Raw genomic sequence first — 19102 nt, 5'->3', positions numbered from 1 at the left:
CTGTAACACGCTTTTAATAATTTGCTATACATCCATAAATCAGCTAATATTTTATTGACAGAATATTATAAAAGGTGATCGCATGAAGAAACTGACCCCAAACCAAAAAGAATATAATGCAAAAATTTACATGACCCTTATTTCGATATTCGGTTGGCTGCTGATTTTAAGAAGCCTTTTTGATCTTCACCTTATCGATAATGGGCATATTCTATTATTGCTTGGTGTATTTTTATGGTTGGCTGAGTTTTATCCGATCCCCGTATGGAGGGGCAATTCGTCCTTGCATTTCCCTATTATATATGTCATGTATTTGGTGTTTGGACTGGCATATACACTGACAATATTCGCTAGTATCGTCTTTATGATTTACCTGATCCGCCGATACCCACTGCGCATCGTCTTTTTTAACCCCTCCCAATTGATTTTAAGCTTTTATCTTGCCATTCAATTGACAGAACTATTTATGCCAGCATTTCCTACCCATTTCACTAGTGGAGTTCTTCATTTTGGAATTATAGTTATTTACTATTACTTTTTTAACAATCTATTTGTCGATATTGTTCTACTGCTGCGTCCTCAGGTATATACGTTGTCAGCATGGAAACAAAAAATGGCCACTGAATTTATGAGTGCTAGTATTTCTTTAACTTATGGCATCATTTTTTATCTGGTTGGTACTCAAAACCGAGGGGAGATTGATATATTTTCATATTTTTTCTTTTTTTCTCCATTAGTAGGGCTTGCCTTGCTCAGTTCGATGATCGCTCGACTTAAAAAAGAAAAAAGTCGCCTTCATTCCCTGTTCTCCATATCTACAAAGTTGAATCATATGCTTCCTTCTGATAAGTGGATGGGTAACCTGGCTGATAATTTGAAAGAGTTTATTGATTCGGATGTGGCTATTTTATGGATAAGAGAAAACGGAGAGTGGAAACGAAGCTTTGAGGATGGAAGAGTACAGAAGGATGTCCGTCTCCCGAAAGAGACAAAAGAAAAATTCCTCACCATCAATGATCCAGTTCTCTATCATAATGCAAAAAGGGATTCGGGTGTGGCGGGAAAGTGTTTTTCACAAGAGCTTCATGCACTATTATATACTCCTTTACTTTTGGAGGAGGAAATGGTGGGAATGTTCGTTGTAGCCAGGAGCAGGACGAAGAGCTTTACGAAAGATGATGTCACCTCGCTTTCAACGATTGCTAACCAACTGGCGGTTGTGATTAAGACAAGGAATCTATTTCAGGAGCAGGAGCGGCTGTTGATTGTTGAAGAAAGAAACCGGATCGCCCGTGATATTCATGACGGTGTGGCACAAACTCTTGCTGGAGCTTTAATGAAATTAGAAACGGCAGATAAGAAGTTTGATACAAATAAAGATGATACACGAGCATTATTAGATGAAAGCATCCAGAAAATGAGACATTCTCTAAAAGAGCTTAGGGATTCGATATATGCTTTACGCCCTTACCCGACTGCCCGTGTCGGGCTATCCTCGGCAATCATGCAGAAGATTGAAGCTGTTGATGACGATCAGGAATTAGAAATAAATTTTGAAATCAGAGGGGACGAACAGGAGCTGACTCCATTTGTAGAAAAGGTCATGTTCGATATCTTCAAGGAGAGCCTGCAAAACAGCATCAAGCATGGACAAAGCAGCAAGATCGATGTGCTGCTCAGTTATCAGAAAGAACATGTGCTTATAAGAGTAAAAGATAATGGGGTCGGTTTTTCCCTTTATCAAGCAATCATCAAGGCGCAGAACAGCCCCCATTTCGGGATTTTGAATATGAATGAAGCGGCTGAAAAAATTAATGCTTCCATTCAGATTGATAGTAAAGAAGGAGAAGGGACAGAAATTACACTACTTGTTCCAAAAATGGAAGTGGGAGGAGAGGAATCGAATGATAAAAGTTATGCTGGTGGATGATCATGCTGTCTTGAGGGATGGGTTGAAAAATATTTTAGGGATGGCAGATGATATTAAGGTAGTCGGAGAAGCAGTTTCTGGTATACAAGCACTGGAAATCGTTGAAGAAACTGCTCCCGATGTGATTCTAATGGATATCAATATTCCTGACTTGAATGGGATTGAAGTCACCCGGATGATAAAAAAGGATTTCCCGCAAATCAAGGTACTGGTGTTGACGATGTACAATCATGATGAGTATTTTATGTCAGCCATTAAGGAAGGAGCGGAGGGTTATCTATTGAAGGACTCTCCATCCGAACAAGTGATTGAAGCAATTCATAATGTGTTTAACGGTGAATCTGTGGTTCACCCATCAATGACTAAAAAACTGTTTGCCATTCACCAGCAAAAAGGGGAAAGTAATAACGATAGTCAGCTGACAGAACGCGAAAAAGAAGTCCTTTTATGTCTGGTAGAAGGCTTAAGTAACAAAGAGATAGGAAAACGTCTGTTTATAAGTGATAAGACTGTGAAAATCCACGTCAGTAAAATTTTCAAGAAACTTAATGTGAAAAGTCGTTCGCAAGTTGTCATTTATGCGGTACAGAATCAATTGGTACCATTACCACCTGGCACCTAAGCTCTTCTTGGAAGGGCTATTTTTTTTGCCTCCTAAATGGTAAGCATTTCTTTGATAGTACCAAAGTAGTAAATAGATTTAGTACTTTGGAAGAACTTTTTTTACAACTCTTAGTGAATAGTTGCTGGAATCGTAAAATGGGATAATTAAATTAATATTTCAATTATTCTAAATTAAGGGGAGGGTGTATATGAGAGTCAAATTACTAAGCACAACAATGGTATTGGCTTTGGGCCTGCTGATAGGAATATTATCCAATACCAGCAGCGGTTCAGCAGCAATTTCAGGACCTATCATCGATGATATTCTATTGGAGGAATTAGCAAATCAGGAGGGTACTGTTGAAGCAATCATCACATTTGAAGGGGAGAATGCTTTAACAGATGCACAACTTAATTTATTGGAGGATGCCGGTATAACAAAAGGGATAATATTTGAAAGTCTGCCTATGACCGGAGCTTTAGTTACCAAAGATCAGATAGAACAATTGAAGTCGGAGAGTGAAATTCGTTCTATTTATTTCAATCAAAAAGTGGAATATGAAAATGGTGATGCCACAGCACTAACCGGTGTTGACCGCGTCCGTACTTCCGATTCCTTCCGTGAAAATAATGGCGGCCTTCCTGTATCAGGAAGCGGCGTGGGTGTTGTCATCAATGACAGTGGGGTGGATGGTACACATAAAGATCATGAATATCCGAATCATCTGGTGCAGAATGTTGATGCATCGTTAAACCTCCATGCCGTGAGTGAATTCCTGCCAATTACCTACCTTGAAGACGTTCCGAATACAGATACAGATTCCGGGCATGGGACCCATGTCGCTGGCATTGTCGGAGGCAACGGTGAAATGTCAGGCGGTAAATATGAAGGAGTGGCTCCTGGTGCTGATTTAATCGGATATGGTTCTGGTGCTGCAGTAACGATTCTGGATACGATAGGCGGCTTTGATTATGCGTTGACCCACCAACAGGAATATGACATACGTGTTATTACGAATTCCTGGGGGAGCACAAGTGACGCAGGAACTGAGTTTGACCCTCATGATCCGATAAACGTTGCGACTAAAAGATTGTACGACCGTGGAATTGTAACTGTATTTTCAGCGGGAAACTCAGGACCTGGAGAAGCCACAATATCAGGAAATTACAAGAAAGCACCATGGGTCATTACAGTTGCAGCTGGAACAAAGGATGGAAAGCTGACGGACTTTTCTTCCCGAGGGGTTAAAGAAAAAAGCAGTGAAGTCGTCGTCGATGGAGAAACATGGACATGGGAAGATCGACCGACTATTACGGCACCTGGCGAAGGGATAATTTCTACAAGAGTTGTTTCACCTTTATCCTCACTTGGAGCCGCAGATGATGTGGAAAACATCGATCCTTCCCATCTCCCGTATTATACGACTATGAGTGGAACGTCAATGGCAGCTCCTCATATCGCTGGTATCATCGCTTTACTATTAGAGGCTGACCCAACGTTATCCCCATTGGAAGTAAAACAGGTAATTCAGGATACAGCAACCAATATGCCAGGTTATGAACCTTGGGAAGTCGGTGCGGGCTATGTCAATGCTTATGCAGTAGTAGATGCGGCATTTTCCGACAAAAGTTATGGGAGCACGGTTAATATGAATCGCACTTTCCATGCTGAGGTTAACACCACTGTAGATTATGACCCATTTACGATTGAGTATGACCCACTAAACCTGTCCGATAACTCCTATGTTTTTGAAGTGGAGGAAAGAGCGGATGAGGTCACTGCTCGCATCAATGCCAAGGGATTATTAGAAGAAACGGGGAATACAGTGAATTTGCTTTTGGAAGCTCCCGATGGAACAACTTACAGCTCAGGGGTTTCCGTACTATTTCCGCTTTACACGGACCGCACAGTTCAGGTAACTGACCCGATCCCTGGTACTTGGAAGGTCAGGTTAGAAGGATTGCAAGGGACACTTTCCCTCCCAGAAAAGATAAAAGGGGAATTAGCTATTAAATCAGCTGCAGGCTACTCAGGATTAAATGATATCAATGGACATTCTGGAGAAGCGGCTATAAAAATGGCAGTCAGTGAACGATTGATCGACAGCTTTAATGACAATACTTACAAGCCGGACCAGCCATTAGAACGTATCGAATTAGCTAAGTTTCTAGTGATGGGGGCAGGAGTAGTACAGTCGCTCCCAGCAGAGGGAGATTTCAACTTCCGGGATGTAAAAGCAGATAATCAACCATTCGCAGAAGCAGTGACAGCAACAGGGGCTGCATTGCTGGATAAACTGCAGGTTTATAACGGGGTAATGCTCCCAGGTGACAATGGAAAGTTCTCAGGAAAGCAAGCAGTCAGCCGTGCTGAACTGGCTTATTCTCTAGTCCAAAGCCTCGGCCTCCAGGAAGAAGCTGAGCAAAGGGAAGAAGGGCCTTTGACAGTCATGTATAACGGAGAGCGGATTCCAGTGGTAGATGAAGCGGATGTACCCGCAGAGTTGAAAGGCTATGTCCAGTTGGCACTTGATTTGAATATGTTAAATGCTTATTTTTCTGTCAACCAAGGAGACTATGACTTAGAGCCGGCAGTTGAAGCAGCTTTCAAGCCGGATGAGACTGTTACAAGAGCTGACTATGCGGTGGCAATCACTCGTTATTTTCAGGCTTATTTAAAATAAAATATTCTCTATGAGAGAGGAGCAATTGGATGAAACGACTGATCAGCTTAATTTGTACAGGTATACTTTTGTTTTCTTTATTTGCTGGAGGAAGTTTGGTACATGCAACAGAAAACAGCGTGACGATTGATCCTGAGTTGACAAAAGTCTTACAAAATGAAGAAGGACCCTATCAAGTTATCGTTACTTTTCATGGTGACGAAGGAATAACCAATCACCAGCTGAGCTTGATAGAATCAATAGGCATCGATACAGGAATTGCCATGCAGTCACTGCCAATCATGGGAGTGATAGCAACTAAAAGCCAGATCAAATACCTGGAAGAAAATAGTGAAATACGGTCTATTTATTTGAACAAAAAACTAGAGTACTTTAATGCTGATGCCACTGAAATTACTGGAGTAGATAAAGTACGGACAGATTCGGACATGACAGCAGAAAATGGCGGCATGCCTGTTTCTGGGAAAAGTGTCGGAGTAGTCGTCAATGACAGTGGTGTTGATGGCACACATAAAGACCATGAACTCGGCCGTAACCTCGTTCAGAATGTAGCAGGTTCAACCAATCTGAACAGTCTTTCGCCAGGGCTTCTCCCTGTCAGCTATACCGAGAATGTACCGAACACAGACACCAACTCTGGTCATGGTACACATGTGGCAGGAACTGTTGGTGGGACCGGAGCGATGTCCGGAGGCTTGTATGAAGGCGCGGCCCCGGGAGCTGACCTTATCGGGTATGGATCTGGAGCGGCATTGTTTGTATTGGACACGATTGGTGGATTCGACTATGCCATTACACATCAAAACGAATACAACATACGTATTATCACAAATTCCTGGGGATCTTCCGGTGACTTTGACCCGGAAAATCCAGTGAACATTGCCAGTAAGAAGACATATGATCGAGGCATTACCGTATTATTTGCCGCTGGTAATGAAGGTCCTGGTGAAAATACACATAATCCTTACGCTAAAGCACCATGGGTAATCTCTGTTGGTGCCGGTGAAAAAGATGGCAAGCTTGCTGACTTTTCTTCCCGTGGTACGAAAGATGTCGGTGGAACTTTCGAAATGGATGGGAAGTCATGGACGTGGAAAGACGAACCAACCATTACTGCTCCGGGGGTAGACATTATTTCAACTCGTGTTCTTGCTCCCGTCAGTTCATTGGCCATCGATTCTGATTTAGAAGAAATCGATACGGCCCATGTCCCTTATTATACAATGATGAGCGGTACGTCAATGGCAACTCCTCATGTTGCAGGTGTAGTCGCCCTGATGCTGGAAGCAGATCCAACGCTATCACCTGATGATGTAAAGGAAACTATTGAGCAGACGGCTACGAATATGCCTGGTTATGAAACATGGGAAGCCGGTGCAGGTTATCTGAATGCTTATGCGGCTGTTGACAGTATCCTGTTCAATAAAAATTACGGAGCTACAGTCAATGCAGAAAGATCATTCCACAGTGATGTAGAAAGCACAACGGAAAGAGCTCCTTTTACTATTGATTACAACCCATTAACCTATGTATCCGATAATCAGTACGAATTCGAAGTTGAGGAAGGACTGAGCGGGTTGACTGCCCAAGTAAATGGCAAAGGACTTATTGGTGAAACAGGCAATCCGGTAAACCTTGTACTGATTGCCCCGGATGGAACAGAATATAGTTCTGGCATCAGCCTATTGTTCACGCTTTATTCAGACCGGACCGTCACTGTTAATTCCCCTCAATCAGGAACCTGGAAAGCAGAACTCAGAGGTTTGAGGGGAGATGAATTGAACCCAACGGATGGTCTTGGGTTACCGGAAGAAGTAGAAGGAACGTTAGCTTATACTAAAGTAGATGGCTACACAGGACTTGATGATATTGCAGGACATCAGGCGGCTGGGGCGATTCAAATAGGTGTTAAGGAACGATTATTTGACGGTTATGCTGATGGAGAATTCAAGCCTGATCAGAAGCTGGTACGCAGCGATCTTGCGGAATATCTCGTGATGGGTGCAGAAATTCGCCAGTCATTGCCTACTGATGGACCAAGCTTTTCAGATGTAGATGATGATGACCTCCCATTTGTGGAAGCAGTAACTGCAAATGGAGCAGCATTTCTAGATCTAAAACACGAGCATGATGGAGTAATAATGCCAAAAACTACTGGCTTTGCACCAGATGATGCAGTTACGCGAGAAGAGTTAGCATATTCCTTAGTGCAAGGTTTAGGTTTGCAAGAGGAGGCCCAATCTTTTTCAGACAACGTAACGGTTGAATATAAAGGGGAAAGAATAGAAGTAGTAGATGCTGATGAAATTGCTGATTCATTGAAAGGGTATGTACAGTATGCACTTGACTTAAACATCATCAATGCAAACTTTGAAGTGAGACAAGGTTCATATGATTTAGAACCGACTGTCGAGGCATACTTTTCACCGACTGAAGAAATTACGCGTGGTGATTTCGCAGTAGCGATGACCCGTTACTTTAACGCTTATCATCAGTAAACATTTAATTTACACAACCTCTGCTGAAAAATTGGCAGGGGTTGTAATTTTCCTCTTGAAATAGGTAGAGACTTCGTTATATAATACTCATTGTCGAGTTAATAATTGAATTACGGGGCATTAGCTCAGCTGGGAGAGCGCTTCGCTGGCAGCGAAGAGGTCAGCGGTTCGAGCCCGCTATGCTCCACTTATAAACCCTTGTTTAATTACAAGGGTTTTTCTATTACTATTTATTTTCCGCCTAAAAAACCAACCAGATTTCACTGGTTGGTTTTTTGCTTAAGAAAGCAGCACGTGGGTATAGTTAATGTAATCGATTTGATATTAAAATTACATAACTTTCCCTTATTATTTACGCTTTCCTCCCTGGACAACCTGCTTTCGTTCAAAATCTCTGATGGTTGAGTCATTGCGAAAAGGAATGAATTCCTTGTTAAACTCCTCCTTGCCGGGGGACTCTGCATATGTTTCATTTTGATGCGTTTTATCAACCCTTGGAGCTTCCTCTTTTGAATGGTCCTGCATCCCTGCTATCCATGTTTCGAATTGGTAAGTGCCCCGGTCGATAATGACGCAAAGGTCCTCTAGTGTCTGGGTTAATGCTGCTAAGCAATCGAGGCCATTCTTCAGCAAAATCCCTTTCCGTTTTGCCTTCTCGACAGAATGTTCCAGACGGTAAGAATGATCTTTATAATCGAATTCTATATAACAACTGCTGCGATCCCAATTAAAATGGTAGTCACCGATCTTTAGACGTTTCATCACTTCTACTAATCTTTTTTCACTTGTATCCTGGTCTTTATAGGGCAGCCATTTGAAAAGACTATTCTTCAACATACTTACACCCTTTCATAATGTCTTAAGTTTTTATGCATACTGCTTAATTTCGACAAACCGACAAAAAATCCCTTTTATATTCGTTTTACATTTATCGATCTTTTTTTACAAAAATCGGGAAATAAACTCACCTTCAAGTTGCTAAACCCTTTATGCACAGTATTTTAATAGTTTGAGAATTTTGTAGGAATTTTCAGAATATAAGCAGTTACAAGGAGGAAACAGAGGAATTTTAATCGAATATTAGAAGTAGAATGCTCTCTTGTTGACTAGTTTTAATACCATTCAAAGAGGTGAAGTATCCCGTGGTGGAACAAATCACAAAAGGAGATTGGAGACGTTTTGTTCAGGAAGGCGTATTGGATAATTCACGTATTAACGAGCGGATTCGAGCATCATGGAACCATTGCAGACGACTTGGGGTCGATCCTTACAATGGGAAAGGCACCCAAATGTTGTCATATGATGCGTTACAGAAGCGGAGAAGAGAAAATAGCTGGTTAATAGAATTGGCAGAACCGTTTATTAAAAAGCTTGCAACTATGTACCATGATTCTAATGTGATTTTGCTCCTTGTCGATCGTGAGGGCTATGTATTGAGGATGGCAGGCGAGGAACTAGTGAAAGCCACGGCAAGTCAGATAAATTTTACAGAGGGTGTGAAATGGACGGAAGAACAAGTAGGAACGAATGCAATAGGAACAGCGTTGGCAATTGGAGAACCAATCGCCATCAATGGTATGGAACATTTTTCAGTAGCATCGCAAACATGGGGATGTTCCGCTGCGCCGATTAAAGATGAAAATGGCGATGTGATTGGTGCATTGGACATCTCAAGTCCTTTTATCCCCGATTACTATCAACATGTGCTTGCCACAGTTGTTGCTGCTGCATATGCGATTGAAAGCATGTGGCAGCATAGGATGAAGGAGGAAGAGCTTGAGTTAATCAATTTAGGGTTGAAAGAAGAAAGAGGCAGTGACCGTTCCTTCATACTTTATAATCGTAACCACCAGCTGGTTTACGCCTCCTCTGCTATTACAAATATTCCTGCTGCCATTTCTGAATTACCGACAAACCACAATAAGTCTCCTGTATATGGAAAAGATTCAAGTGAAATCATCGGGCATCAAATCACTTTAACAAATCAAAAAAAATCACCTGCATTCCAAGGCTGGAACTCTTCGTTCCAATTTCAGGGTGTAGCCGGGAAGAGCAGTACTTTTCAAAAGGTATTGGAGCGTGCGAAAAAGGCTGCTGAAAAAGATGTCACTATCCATATTACTGGGGATACAGGGACAGGAAAAGAAGTAATGGCTAAATCACTTCATGTTTGCAGTAAACCAGATAGGCCGTTTGTGGCAGTCAATTGTGGGGCCATACCAGAAAACCTGTTGGAAAGCGAATTGTTTGGTTATACAGGAGGAGCATTCACAGGCGCTCAAAGGAATGGTTATGAGGGAAAAATAGTCCAGGCCAATGGCGGAACCTTATTTTTAGATGAAATTGGTGACATCTCGGTAAAGACTCAGGTAGCTCTGCTTCGAACGCTGCAAGAAAAAAAGGTAGTGCCTATTGGCGGGAAAAAGCCAATACCTGTCTCATTTCGTCTCATTACAGCAACCAATAAGTCACTTGGAGGTCTAGTTAAGAAGGGGCAATTCAGGGAAGATCTTTATTATCGAATCTATGTCTATCCTCTTCATATGCCGCCGCTTAAAAACAGGCTGTCGGACATTCCAGAGTTAGTAGATTATTATTTTCAGAAAAGAAATTGGCAATTCACCTGGAGAATAGAAGCTATTCGTGCTTTGCAAAGCTACCATTGGCCAGGGAATATCCGGGAGCTTTTTAATGTATTGGAAGGGATTTATACAGAATATGGTGAGCAATCACCAGAACCTTCAGACGTTGAAGCCTATATTCGGCAAATAACTCCACATGAAAGAGATGTAAGTTTTTCTGGTGATTTATCCACACGTGAGCAGATGGAAAAAGAGTATATTGAAAAAGCATTGAAACAGCATGGAGGAAAAGCTTCGGCCGCTGCCCGGCAGCTTGGTATTCCCCGCAGCACTTTTTATCGGAAATTGAAGAAATACGAATTGGGGTAATGGAACATTTTGAGACAGAATGAGACAGTTTCCCACTTTGTCCCGTTTTCCCGTCGAAATTTAATAGGTAAATGTTTAAAAACGCTTATTATGTAAGCGTTTTCTTTTTTGGCATGAAACTTGCAACAGTTAAAAGTAGAACGCTCCATAGGCAAATTCCGTTAGAGCGTTACAAAAATCAAGGAGGGCGACGTGTATGAGAGTGTCGGAAGTCCAGCAAGAAGCACTGACAGCTGAAAAAGCCAAATGGATGTATCAGAAGATGGTAGAGATTCGTCGGTTTGAAGATCAGGTCCATGAAACATTCAGTACAGGAACCATACCCGGATTCGTGCATCTATATGCTGGGGAAGAGGCGGTTGCGGTCGGCGTTTGTTCCCATTTAGATGACAAGGACTACATTACGAGTACACACCGTGGACATGGACATTGTATTGCTAAAGGGTGCGACTTGAAAGGCATGATGGCAGAAATCTATGGAAAAGCCACGGGCTTATGTAAAGGAAAGGGCGGCTCCATGCACATTGCCGATGTCAGTAAAGGAATGCTTGGAGCAAATGGAATTGTAGGCGGTGGTTTCCCGCTGGCGACTGGCGCAGGGTTATCAGCAAAGTTGAGAAAAACCGGTGGGGTTGCGGTTTGCTTCTTTGGTGATGGTGCCAACAACCACGGAACTTTCCATGAAGGAATCAACCAGGCAGCAATCTGGAACCTTCCTGTCATTTTTGTAGCGGAAAACAATGGATATGGAGAATCGACACCTTTTGAATATGCCTCCAGCTGTAAATCAATTGCTGATCGGGCAGCCGGATATAATATTCCGGGAGAAACGGTGGACGGAAAAGATACGATGGCCGTATATGAAGCGGCACAGCGAGCAGTAGAACGCGCACGTAATGGAGAAGGGCCTAGTCTGATCGAGTGTGTCACCTATCGAAACTATGGACATTTTGAAGGCGATGCGCAGACCTATAAAACCTCAGAGGAACGAGAGCAGCACCTTAATGAATTAGATGCAATTATTCGTTTTCGGGAATATCTATTATCGAATAATCATGCATCAGAGGATGATCTCCACTCCATTGATGAAAATGTCCGGGAGGCCGTCGCAGATGCAGTGGAGTTTGCGGAAAAAAGTCCAATGCCGGAAGCCGATCAGCTGACCACGGATGTGTACGTGAACTATAAACCAGGCGGGGAGGAATAAACCATGGCTAGACAAATTTCATTTGCTGATGCGATTAATGAAGCGATAAAGGAAACGATGAGAAATGATGAAAATGTTATTTTGCTGGGAGAAGATGTAGCCGGTGGAGCGGACCTCGATCATCTCGGAGATGAAGATGCCTGGGGCGGAGTAATGGGGGTCACTAAAGGCTTAGTCCAGGAATTTGGACGGGATCGGATTCTTGATACGCCAATTGCTGAAGCAGGCTATGTTGGAGCAGCTGTAAGTGCTGCTGCCACTGGTATGCGACCAATTGCTGAATTAATGTTTAATGATTTCATCGGCAGCTGTCTGGATGAAGTGATGAACCAGGGTGCGAAATTAAGATACATGTTTGGCGGCCATGCAAAAATTCCACTAGTAATCCGGACAATGCACGGGGCAGGATTCCGTGCAGCAGCCCAGCACTCCCAGACCCTTTATGGCATGTTTACCGCCATTCCAGGTGTCAAGGTTGTAGTGCCTTCCACCCCGGCTGATGCAAAAGGACTGCTGATTTCTGCTATTGAGGATGACGATATGGTGGTCTTTTTTGAAGATAAAACACTTTACAATGTAAAAGGAGAAGTACCAGAAGGACATTATACTATCCCGATCGGAAAGGCGGACATCAAGCGGGCGGGAGATGACTTAACGATTGTGGCAATCGGAAAGCAAGTGAACACAGCGCTTGCTGCGGCTGAACAGCTTGCCCAAAAAGGAATCGAAGCCGAAGTTGTTGATCCTAGAAGTCTATCTCCATTGGATGAGAATACAATATTGAAATCCGTTCAGAAGACAAGCCGGCTGGTCATCGTCGATGAAGCCAACCCACGCTGCAATGCAGCAACCGATATTTCAGCACTGGTAGCAGATAAAGGGTTTGATTACCTCGATGCACCGATCAAGATGGTTACTGCACCGCACAGCCCGGTACCGTTCTCGCCAGCTTTAGAAGACTTGTATTTGCCAACACCTGAAAAAATATTAGCCGTAGTTTCTGAATTGATAGATGATGAATCAGTCGTAACTATCTAACTAGTTTTTAATCTGATGAAAGAAGGAGTGGGAATGCCATGGCGGAGAAAGTGGTGATGCCGAAATTCGGAATGAGCATGCAGGAGGGCACCATTGCTGAATGGTTGAAAAAGGAAAACGAACCAGTGAAGAAAGGGGAACCCCTGGTTACCATCAGCTCAGAGAAAATAACCAATGAATTAGAGGCTCCGGCGAATGGAGTAATCTTGAAAATTATGGCGAAAGAAGATGAAACGTTAAAAGTGGGCAATACATTAGCCTATATTGGAGAAGCAGGTGAAAATATCGACACTTCTTCTAATGAGGAAGACAAGCCTTCAACATCTTCTAAAGAAACATCAGCTGCAAGTGAGGTAGCAGCCACTGCTGTCATGACAGAGGAAAAACGGGCACCAGATACGGGTAAGAGAATTAAAATATCACCAGCTGCTAAAAAAATGGCGAAATCCAATGGAATTCCAATGGAAGAATTAGTCGGGACAGGCCCACAAGGACGGATTACCAAGCAGGACGTACAGAATTATTTAGACCAAAATTCAGCTGATGAGGCAGAAAAGGAAAGTCTGGCAGCTGCACCGGATTCTTCACATGAACAACCTTCACAGGACCATGCAAATTCCAAAGTAGCTCCAGCTAAAGGAATGAGGAAAGTAATTGCAGATCGCATGCATCAAAGCCTGAAGGAGAGCGCCCAGCTGACTCTGATGAAAAAGGCAGATATCACCGAGTTACAGGAAATTCAAAAACAAGCGAAACAGGAATTTCAAAAAACAGATGCCGACATTTCTCTAACATTAACAGCGTTTATTGCCAGGGCAGCAGTAATGGCCTTAGGTAAACATAAATCAGCTAACAGTGCTTATATCAATGATGAAATCCATACGTACGAAACGATTAATCTGGGGATGGCAACATCTTTGGATGATGGCCTGGTTGTTCCGGTCGTTTTCCAGGCTGAAAATAAAACCATCCTGGAATTGGCAGAGAATATTTACTCGCTTAGTAAAAAAGCAAGAGAAAACAGGCTTTCAAGCGATGAAATGAAGGGATCCACATTTACAATAACCAATTTAGGGGCTTCCGGAATTGAATACTTCACTCCGATCTTGAATCCGCCGGAAGCCGGGATTTTAGGAGTAGGAACCTATCAGAAGTCGGTCGTATTCCAGGGCGGGGAATTAGCAGAACGGACCCTTTTACCACTTAGCTTGACATTTGATCATCGAGCTCTTGATGGAGATCCTGCCAGTTCTTTTTTAAATGAAATCGTCTATTATCTTGAGCATCCATATCAAATGCTATTGTGAGAAAGGGAGAAATCAACATGCTTAATACGGATGTTCTCATTATTGGAGCCGGGCCAGGCGGATACGTGGCAGCGTTACGGGCAGCACAGCTTGGAATGAAGGTCACACTAGTGGAAAAAGAGAAGCTGGGAGGCACCTGCTTGAATGTGGGATGTATTCCCTCTAAAGCATTGATCCAGGCAAGCCACTATGCAGCAATATCGCACAAAGCTGCAGCTGCAGGTGTGCATTATCCAGAAGCGAAAGTGAACTTCGCCGAATTACAAACCTGGAAAAATAATATTGTCAGGCAGCTGACCGACGGGGTTGCCGGATTGCTTCACCATCGAAATGTAAATGTAATACAAGGAGAGGCGGCTTTCCTTGACCCACACTCTGTAGCCATTTCAGGCCCTGAAGAAATGGTGGTGACTTTTGATTCGTGTATCATAGCTACAGGTTCCAAACCTGTAAATGTACCTGGATTTCCTTTTGGAGAGCGTATTCTTTCTTCTGAAGGAGTTTTATCATTAAATGAAAAGCCCTCCTCCCTCGCTGTCATTGGAGGAGGGTACATCGGAATTGAACTGGGAACCATGTTTGCAAACTTCGGAACAAAGGTGACGATCCTTGAGGGATTACCCTCAATACTTTCAGGATTTTCACCAGAAATGAGCACACTCGTTCAGGAGGAGCTGAATGGAAGAGAAAATGTCGCCATTCACACCGAGGCAAAAGTATCTACAGTGGAAAACTCAAATGATGGCGTTGTGGTCAACTTTAATGTCGGCGATAAATCCAAAGAAATTTCAGCGGATTATGCACTGGTCACGGTTGGAAGAAAACCGAATACAGAAGCCTTAGGATTAGAAAAAGCGGGAATTATAGTGACAGAGAAAGGTTTCATACCAATAGACTCCACCTGTCGTACCAATCAGCATCATATTTTTGCTATTGGAGATGTGACCTCAGGTCAGGCTCTTGCTCACCGTGCTTCTCTGCAAGGGAAGATTGCTGCAGAAACTATCATTGGAGACATGGTGGATTTATCCGATTATGTCATTCCAGCGGTGGTGTTTTCGGATCCGCCACTTGCTGTCGTCGGCCCTTCGAAAGAGGAATTAACTACATCCGGAGTCACAGTAAATGTACACCATTTCCCTTTCAGCCATAATGGCAGGTCGTTAACCATGAATAGCGGTAAAGGTTTTGTGAAGCTGTTAGTTGACTCACTTGACCAGACAATCCTGTCGGCAGAAGTAGCAGGAGAAGGGGCGCCGGAGTTAATAAATGAGCTTGCTGTTGCTATTCAGTCCGGTCTTACTGCAGAAGATGTTTCCCTTGTTGTCCATGCCCATCCGACTCTGGGAGAAAGTATCATGGAAGCGGCTGACAAAGCGATAGGTTTTCCTGTCCATAGTTTATGAGATAAGTAGAAACCTAACAAGGCGCAGCGTTTGCAGCGCCTTGTTAGGTTTAAATCTTTGTGATTGCCCCCTCGTAACCTTCCTCATTGATAGGGAAGGAGCCATATCCGGTAACTCTGGCCCGCTTTCCGCAGAATAAAATTTTAATTTACAGCAGAAACCAGTTCTTTTTTTACTAATAATTGATCAGCGGTTTCTATAAATTCTCTTACTGCAAATGGCAGGTATTTATTTTTCTTCCAAATCATCCCGAGTTCGAGGCTGGCGTTCGAATCGATCAGGGGGACGGAAACCAGGGAGCGATCCATTATTTCTGCAGCTATTTTTCCAGGCAGCAAAGCTACTCCCAATTTTGCTTCTACCATCTCAATCATAAAGTCACGCTGGGAACTATGGCAGACGACATTTGGGGTAAAACCTTTCTTCGCACATTCATCTAAAATCCGATCGTGCAGCGTGAAGTCCTGACGGTACATAATGAAGGGTTCGTTTTCTAAGGAAGCCAGATCTATGCGTGTCTCCGATGCTAATGGGTGATCTTTGTGGACGACTAGTGTCAATGGATCGTTGATAACCTCAATCACGTCAAACAAATCTTCATTTTTACTAGGTAAATTGCAGACTAAACCGATGTCTAATGAGCCATCTTCCACTCCTTGTTTAATCATTTTTGATCCGACCTCGTTCAACAGGATTTCTACCTGGGGGTATTTTTCTTTATAGCACGTAATTACGCTGGAAAAGAAGGCGGCACCGATGATCGGAGGGATTCCGATTTTTACCTCACCTTTTTTCAAATCGATAACGTCATTTAGTTCCGAGTTAAGATTGTGGAAAGCATCCAGCACATTTTTTGCGTTAACCAGAACAGCTTTCCCTGCGTCAGTCAATACCAATTGTTTCGCCCGGTAGAAAAGAGGCACGCCCAATTCCTCTTCCAGCTGTTTGATGGCTTTACTGAGAGACGGCTGCGAAACATGCAAGGTGGAAGCTGCTTTCGTGAAGCTTAATTGTTTGGCTACCTCGGAAAAGTATTCCAGATGACGAATATCCACATTGATCACTCCAGTTATATATTTTTATACCCTGTAATAAAACAGTGATTTATTATTTTTTATTGTACTATAACTAAAAGGCATAATGTAAATTCCAAATATGTATTTTTGATATGTGCGCTTTTATTATAAGATAAAAGGTAACGAATGGATAGAAAATTCGGAATTTTAAATCGTTGTTCCTAGGTTTTGGGTGTATATCCTGCTATCTGTTCCAACCATTCATTTTAAGGAGGAATTTACAGTGAAAGAATACGTTCAAATCGGTAATCTTCAAGTAGCTCCTGAACTTTATGATTTTATTAACGAAGAAGCAATCCCTGAAAGCGGGATCACAAGTGATAACTTTTGGAGCGGATTAGAAGCTATCATTTATAATTTAGCGCCTGAGAATAAATCATTACTGAATAAACGGGAAGAAATTCAAAAGAAAATTGACAGCTGGCATAAAGAAAATAAATCCTTTGATGCAGGCCATTACAAAGCCTTTTTAAAAGAAATGGACTACTTGGAGCCGGAGGTCGAGGACTTTGAAGTCACGACACAAAATGTTGACGATGAAATTACAGTCCAGGCTGGACCACAGCTGGTCGTACCTGTAAATAATGCGCGTTATGCGATCAATGCTGCCAATGCTCGCTGGGGAAGCCTGTATGATGCTTTATACGGCACTGACGCGATCAGTGAAGATGAGGGAGCAGAAATCAAAGGAGACTACAATCCGGTCCGTGGGGACAAGGTCATTGCCTATTCCAAAGAATTTTTAGATGAAACCTTCCCATTGAAAGGGACTTCTCATAAACAGGTAACCGTGTACAAAGTAAATGACGGCAAGCTTACTGTTGAATTGGAAGATGGCAGTAATGCAGGGCTGGAAGAACCATCCCAGTTCGCCGGATATGTTGGAATGGTGGAAGAGCCAGAGGCAGTGCTGTTGAAGAATAATGGCATCCACCTTGAAGTCCAGGTAGACCGTAAACATCCAATCGGAAGGTCTGACAAAGCTGGTGTGAAAGATGTGCTGGTGGAATCCGCCATGACCACAATCATGGACTTTGAAGATTCTGTAACAGCGGTTGATGCCGAGGATAAAGTGCTTGTCTATCGAAATTACCTTGGACTCTTGAAAGGAGATTTAAGTGTCTCTTTCCAAAAAGGCAAAAGAGAGATTACCCGTAAGCTGAACCCGGACCGCTCCTATACGACACCGGATGGCGGGGGATTGACACTGTCCGGCCGTTCCTTGATGTTTGCGCGGAACGTCGGGCACCTAATGACCAATAATGCCGTATTGGATCAAAATGGAGAAGAAGTACCGGAAGGCATCCTGGATACTGTGATTACGGGACTTATCGCCAAACATGATGTGCTCGGTAATGGAACTTACCAAAATTCACGTAAAGGATCTGTTTATATCGTTAAACCGAAGATGCATGGATCTGAGGAAGTGGCATTTGCCGAAGAACTATTCAGTCGAACGGAAGAGCTGCTCGGCTATGAACGAAATACATTAAAGATAGGCGTTATGGATGAGGAACGTCGCACGACATTAAACTTGAAAAACTGTATCAACAAAGTTAAAGACAGAATCGCCTTTATTAATACTGGGTTTTTAGACCGTACTGGCGACGAGATCCATACATCTATGGAAGCAGGACCAATGATTCGAAAAGGGGAGATGAAAGGGTCTGTCTGGCTTAACGGATATGAGAAGTCCAATGTCAGTGTCGGTCTTGACACAGGCTTCCGCGGGACAGCACAGATTGGAAAAGGGATGTGGGCAATGCCAGATCTGATGGCTGCCATGCTGGAACAAAAAGATGGCCAGCTTAAAGCAGGGGCCAGTACAGCCTGGGTACCTTCACCGACAGCAGCAACTTTGCATGCTCTTCATTATCATAAAGTCGATGTCTCGGAAGTGCAGAACGAACTTGCTAAAACTCCTGGTAATTATGAAGATGATATCCTGCAAATTCCAGTTGCTGAAAATCCGAACTGGAGCCAGGAAGAAATCCAGGAGGAATTGGATAATAACGCGCAGGGAATCCTCGGATACGTCGTCCGCTGGGTTGAACATGGCGTGGGATGTTCTAAGGTGCCGGATATCAACAATATCGATTTGATGGAGGACCGGGCGACCTTGAGAATTTCCAGTCAGCATATAGCAAACTGGCTGCATCACGGCATCTGCACAGAAGAGAAAGTGATGGAAACGTTGAAGCGAATGGCTAAGATCGTCGATGAACAGAATGCAGGAGATACAGATTATCGTCCAATGTCGGCTGGTTATGAAGAGTCTGTCGCTTTCCAGGCTGCTTGTGATCTGGTATTTAAGGGATGTGAACAGCCGAGCGGCTATACAGAGCCGATTCTTCACAGTCGTCGTATCGAAGCAAAAGCCAAGGAGCCGGCAAAAAAGTAAA

At 43.1% G+C, this 19102-nt stretch carries 12 protein-coding genes and 1 tRNA gene; 11 read left to right on the top strand and 2 right to left on the bottom strand.

The features are described 5' to 3' along the window. Window positions 1–82 precede the first annotated feature (82 nt). The 5 genes from FHS45_RS18295 (at window position 83) to FHS45_RS18275 (ending at window position 7902) form a co-directional block, all read left to right on the top strand. The gene (locus FHS45_RS18295) at window positions 83–1930 is read left to right on the top strand and encodes a GAF domain-containing sensor histidine kinase (protein ID WP_062439397.1); all 1848 of its coding nucleotides are present in this window, start codon (window positions 83–85) and stop codon (window positions 1928–1930) included. Next, window positions 1905–2552 (top strand): response regulator, encoded by a 648-nt coding sequence (locus tag FHS45_RS18290; RefSeq protein WP_062439392.1) that lies wholly within the window; start codon window positions 1905–1907, stop codon window positions 2550–2552. The genes FHS45_RS18295 and FHS45_RS18290 overlap by 26 nt, the downstream gene beginning before the upstream one ends. A gap of 190 nt (window positions 2553–2742) precedes the next feature. Next, window positions 2743–5217, top strand: a complete 2475-nt coding sequence (locus tag FHS45_RS18285; RefSeq protein WP_062439391.1) for a S8 family serine peptidase — start codon at window positions 2743–2745, stop codon at window positions 5215–5217. Window positions 5218–5246: 29 nt separating this feature from the next. Beyond that, window positions 5247–7715, top strand: a complete 2469-nt coding sequence (locus tag FHS45_RS18280) for a S8 family serine peptidase (RefSeq protein ID WP_062439390.1) — start codon at window positions 5247–5249, stop codon at window positions 7713–7715. Between the two features lie 114 nt (window positions 7716–7829). Further along, window positions 7830–7902 (top strand) — tRNA-Ala (locus tag FHS45_RS18275). Between the two features lie 161 nt (window positions 7903–8063). Here the strand turns inward: FHS45_RS18275 and FHS45_RS18270 are convergent. Then, window positions 8064–8552, bottom strand: a complete 489-nt coding sequence (locus FHS45_RS18270) for a hypothetical protein (protein WP_062439389.1) — start codon at window positions 8550–8552, stop codon at window positions 8064–8066. Window positions 8553–8857: 305 nt separating this feature from the next. Between FHS45_RS18270 and FHS45_RS18265 the strand changes: the two genes are divergently transcribed. From FHS45_RS18265 to lpdA, 5 genes are all read left to right on the top strand, one after another. Then, on the top strand, window positions 8858–10666 hold the full coding sequence (locus tag FHS45_RS18265; protein ID WP_062439388.1) for a sigma-54-dependent Fis family transcriptional regulator: 1809 nt from the start codon (window positions 8858–8860) through the stop codon (window positions 10664–10666). A 196-nt stretch (window positions 10667–10862) separates the two neighbouring features. Then, window positions 10863–11873 (top strand): thiamine pyrophosphate-dependent dehydrogenase E1 component subunit alpha, encoded by a 1011-nt coding sequence (locus FHS45_RS18260; protein WP_062439385.1) that lies wholly within the window; start codon window positions 10863–10865, stop codon window positions 11871–11873. 3 nt (window positions 11874–11876) lie between these two features. Continuing rightward, window positions 11877–12911 (top strand): alpha-ketoacid dehydrogenase subunit beta, encoded by a 1035-nt coding sequence (locus FHS45_RS18255; protein ID WP_062439383.1) that lies wholly within the window; start codon window positions 11877–11879, stop codon window positions 12909–12911. Window positions 12912–12949: 38 nt separating this feature from the next. Next, window positions 12950–14218: a dihydrolipoamide acetyltransferase family protein gene (locus FHS45_RS18250; protein WP_062439379.1), complete on the top strand. Its 1269-nt coding sequence runs from the start codon at window positions 12950–12952 to the stop codon at window positions 14216–14218. A 17-nt stretch (window positions 14219–14235) separates the two neighbouring features. After that, window positions 14236–15624, top strand: a complete 1389-nt coding sequence (gene lpdA, locus FHS45_RS18245; RefSeq protein WP_062439376.1) for a dihydrolipoyl dehydrogenase — start codon at window positions 14236–14238, stop codon at window positions 15622–15624. A 143-nt stretch (window positions 15625–15767) separates the two neighbouring features. On the opposite strand, the gene FHS45_RS18240 is transcribed toward lpdA, so the two are convergent. Then, entirely contained in the window at window positions 15768–16679 is a 912-nt protein-coding gene (locus FHS45_RS18240) for a LysR family transcriptional regulator (RefSeq protein ID WP_062439373.1), read from the bottom strand. 244 nt (window positions 16680–16923) lie between these two features. On the opposite strand from FHS45_RS18240, the gene FHS45_RS18235 reads away from it, so the two are divergent. Continuing rightward, window positions 16924–19101: a malate synthase G gene (locus FHS45_RS18235; protein ID WP_062439369.1), complete on the top strand. Its 2178-nt coding sequence runs from the start codon at window positions 16924–16926 to the stop codon at window positions 19099–19101. Window position 19102: the final 1 nt, after the last annotated feature.

It is taken from the genome of Thalassobacillus devorans (assembly GCF_011761345.1).
Lineage (GTDB): Bacteria > Bacillota > Bacilli > Bacillales > Halobacillaceae > Thalassobacillus > Thalassobacillus devorans.
Note: the sequence above shows the minus strand (reverse complement) of the source record. Positions and strands in the feature narration are given on the sequence as shown.

Bases quoted from the DNA above. Each gene is read 5' to 3' on its own strand.
- FHS45_RS18295 (WP_062439397.1), top strand. From the start codon at position 83: ATGAAGAAACTGACCCCAAACCAAAAAGAATATAATGCAAAAATTTAC.
- FHS45_RS18290 (WP_062439392.1), top strand. From the start codon at position 1,905: ATGATAAAAGTTATGCTGGTGGATGATCATGCTGTCTTGAGGGATGGG.
- FHS45_RS18285 (WP_062439391.1), top strand. From the start codon at position 2,743: ATGAGAGTCAAATTACTAAGCACAACAATGGTATTGGCTTTGGGCCTG.
- FHS45_RS18280 (WP_062439390.1), top strand. From the start codon at position 5,247: ATGAAACGACTGATCAGCTTAATTTGTACAGGTATACTTTTGTTTTCT.
- FHS45_RS18270 (WP_062439389.1), bottom strand. From the start codon at position 8,552: ATGTTGAAGAATAGTCTTTTCAAATGGCTGCCCTATAAAGACCAGGAT.
- FHS45_RS18260 (WP_062439385.1), top strand. From the start codon at position 10,863: ATGAGAGTGTCGGAAGTCCAGCAAGAAGCACTGACAGCTGAAAAAGCC.
- FHS45_RS18255 (WP_062439383.1), top strand. From the start codon at position 11,877: ATGGCTAGACAAATTTCATTTGCTGATGCGATTAATGAAGCGATAAAG.
- FHS45_RS18250 (WP_062439379.1), top strand. From the start codon at position 12,950: ATGGCGGAGAAAGTGGTGATGCCGAAATTCGGAATGAGCATGCAGGAG.
- lpdA (WP_062439376.1), top strand. From the start codon at position 14,236: ATGCTTAATACGGATGTTCTCATTATTGGAGCCGGGCCAGGCGGATAC.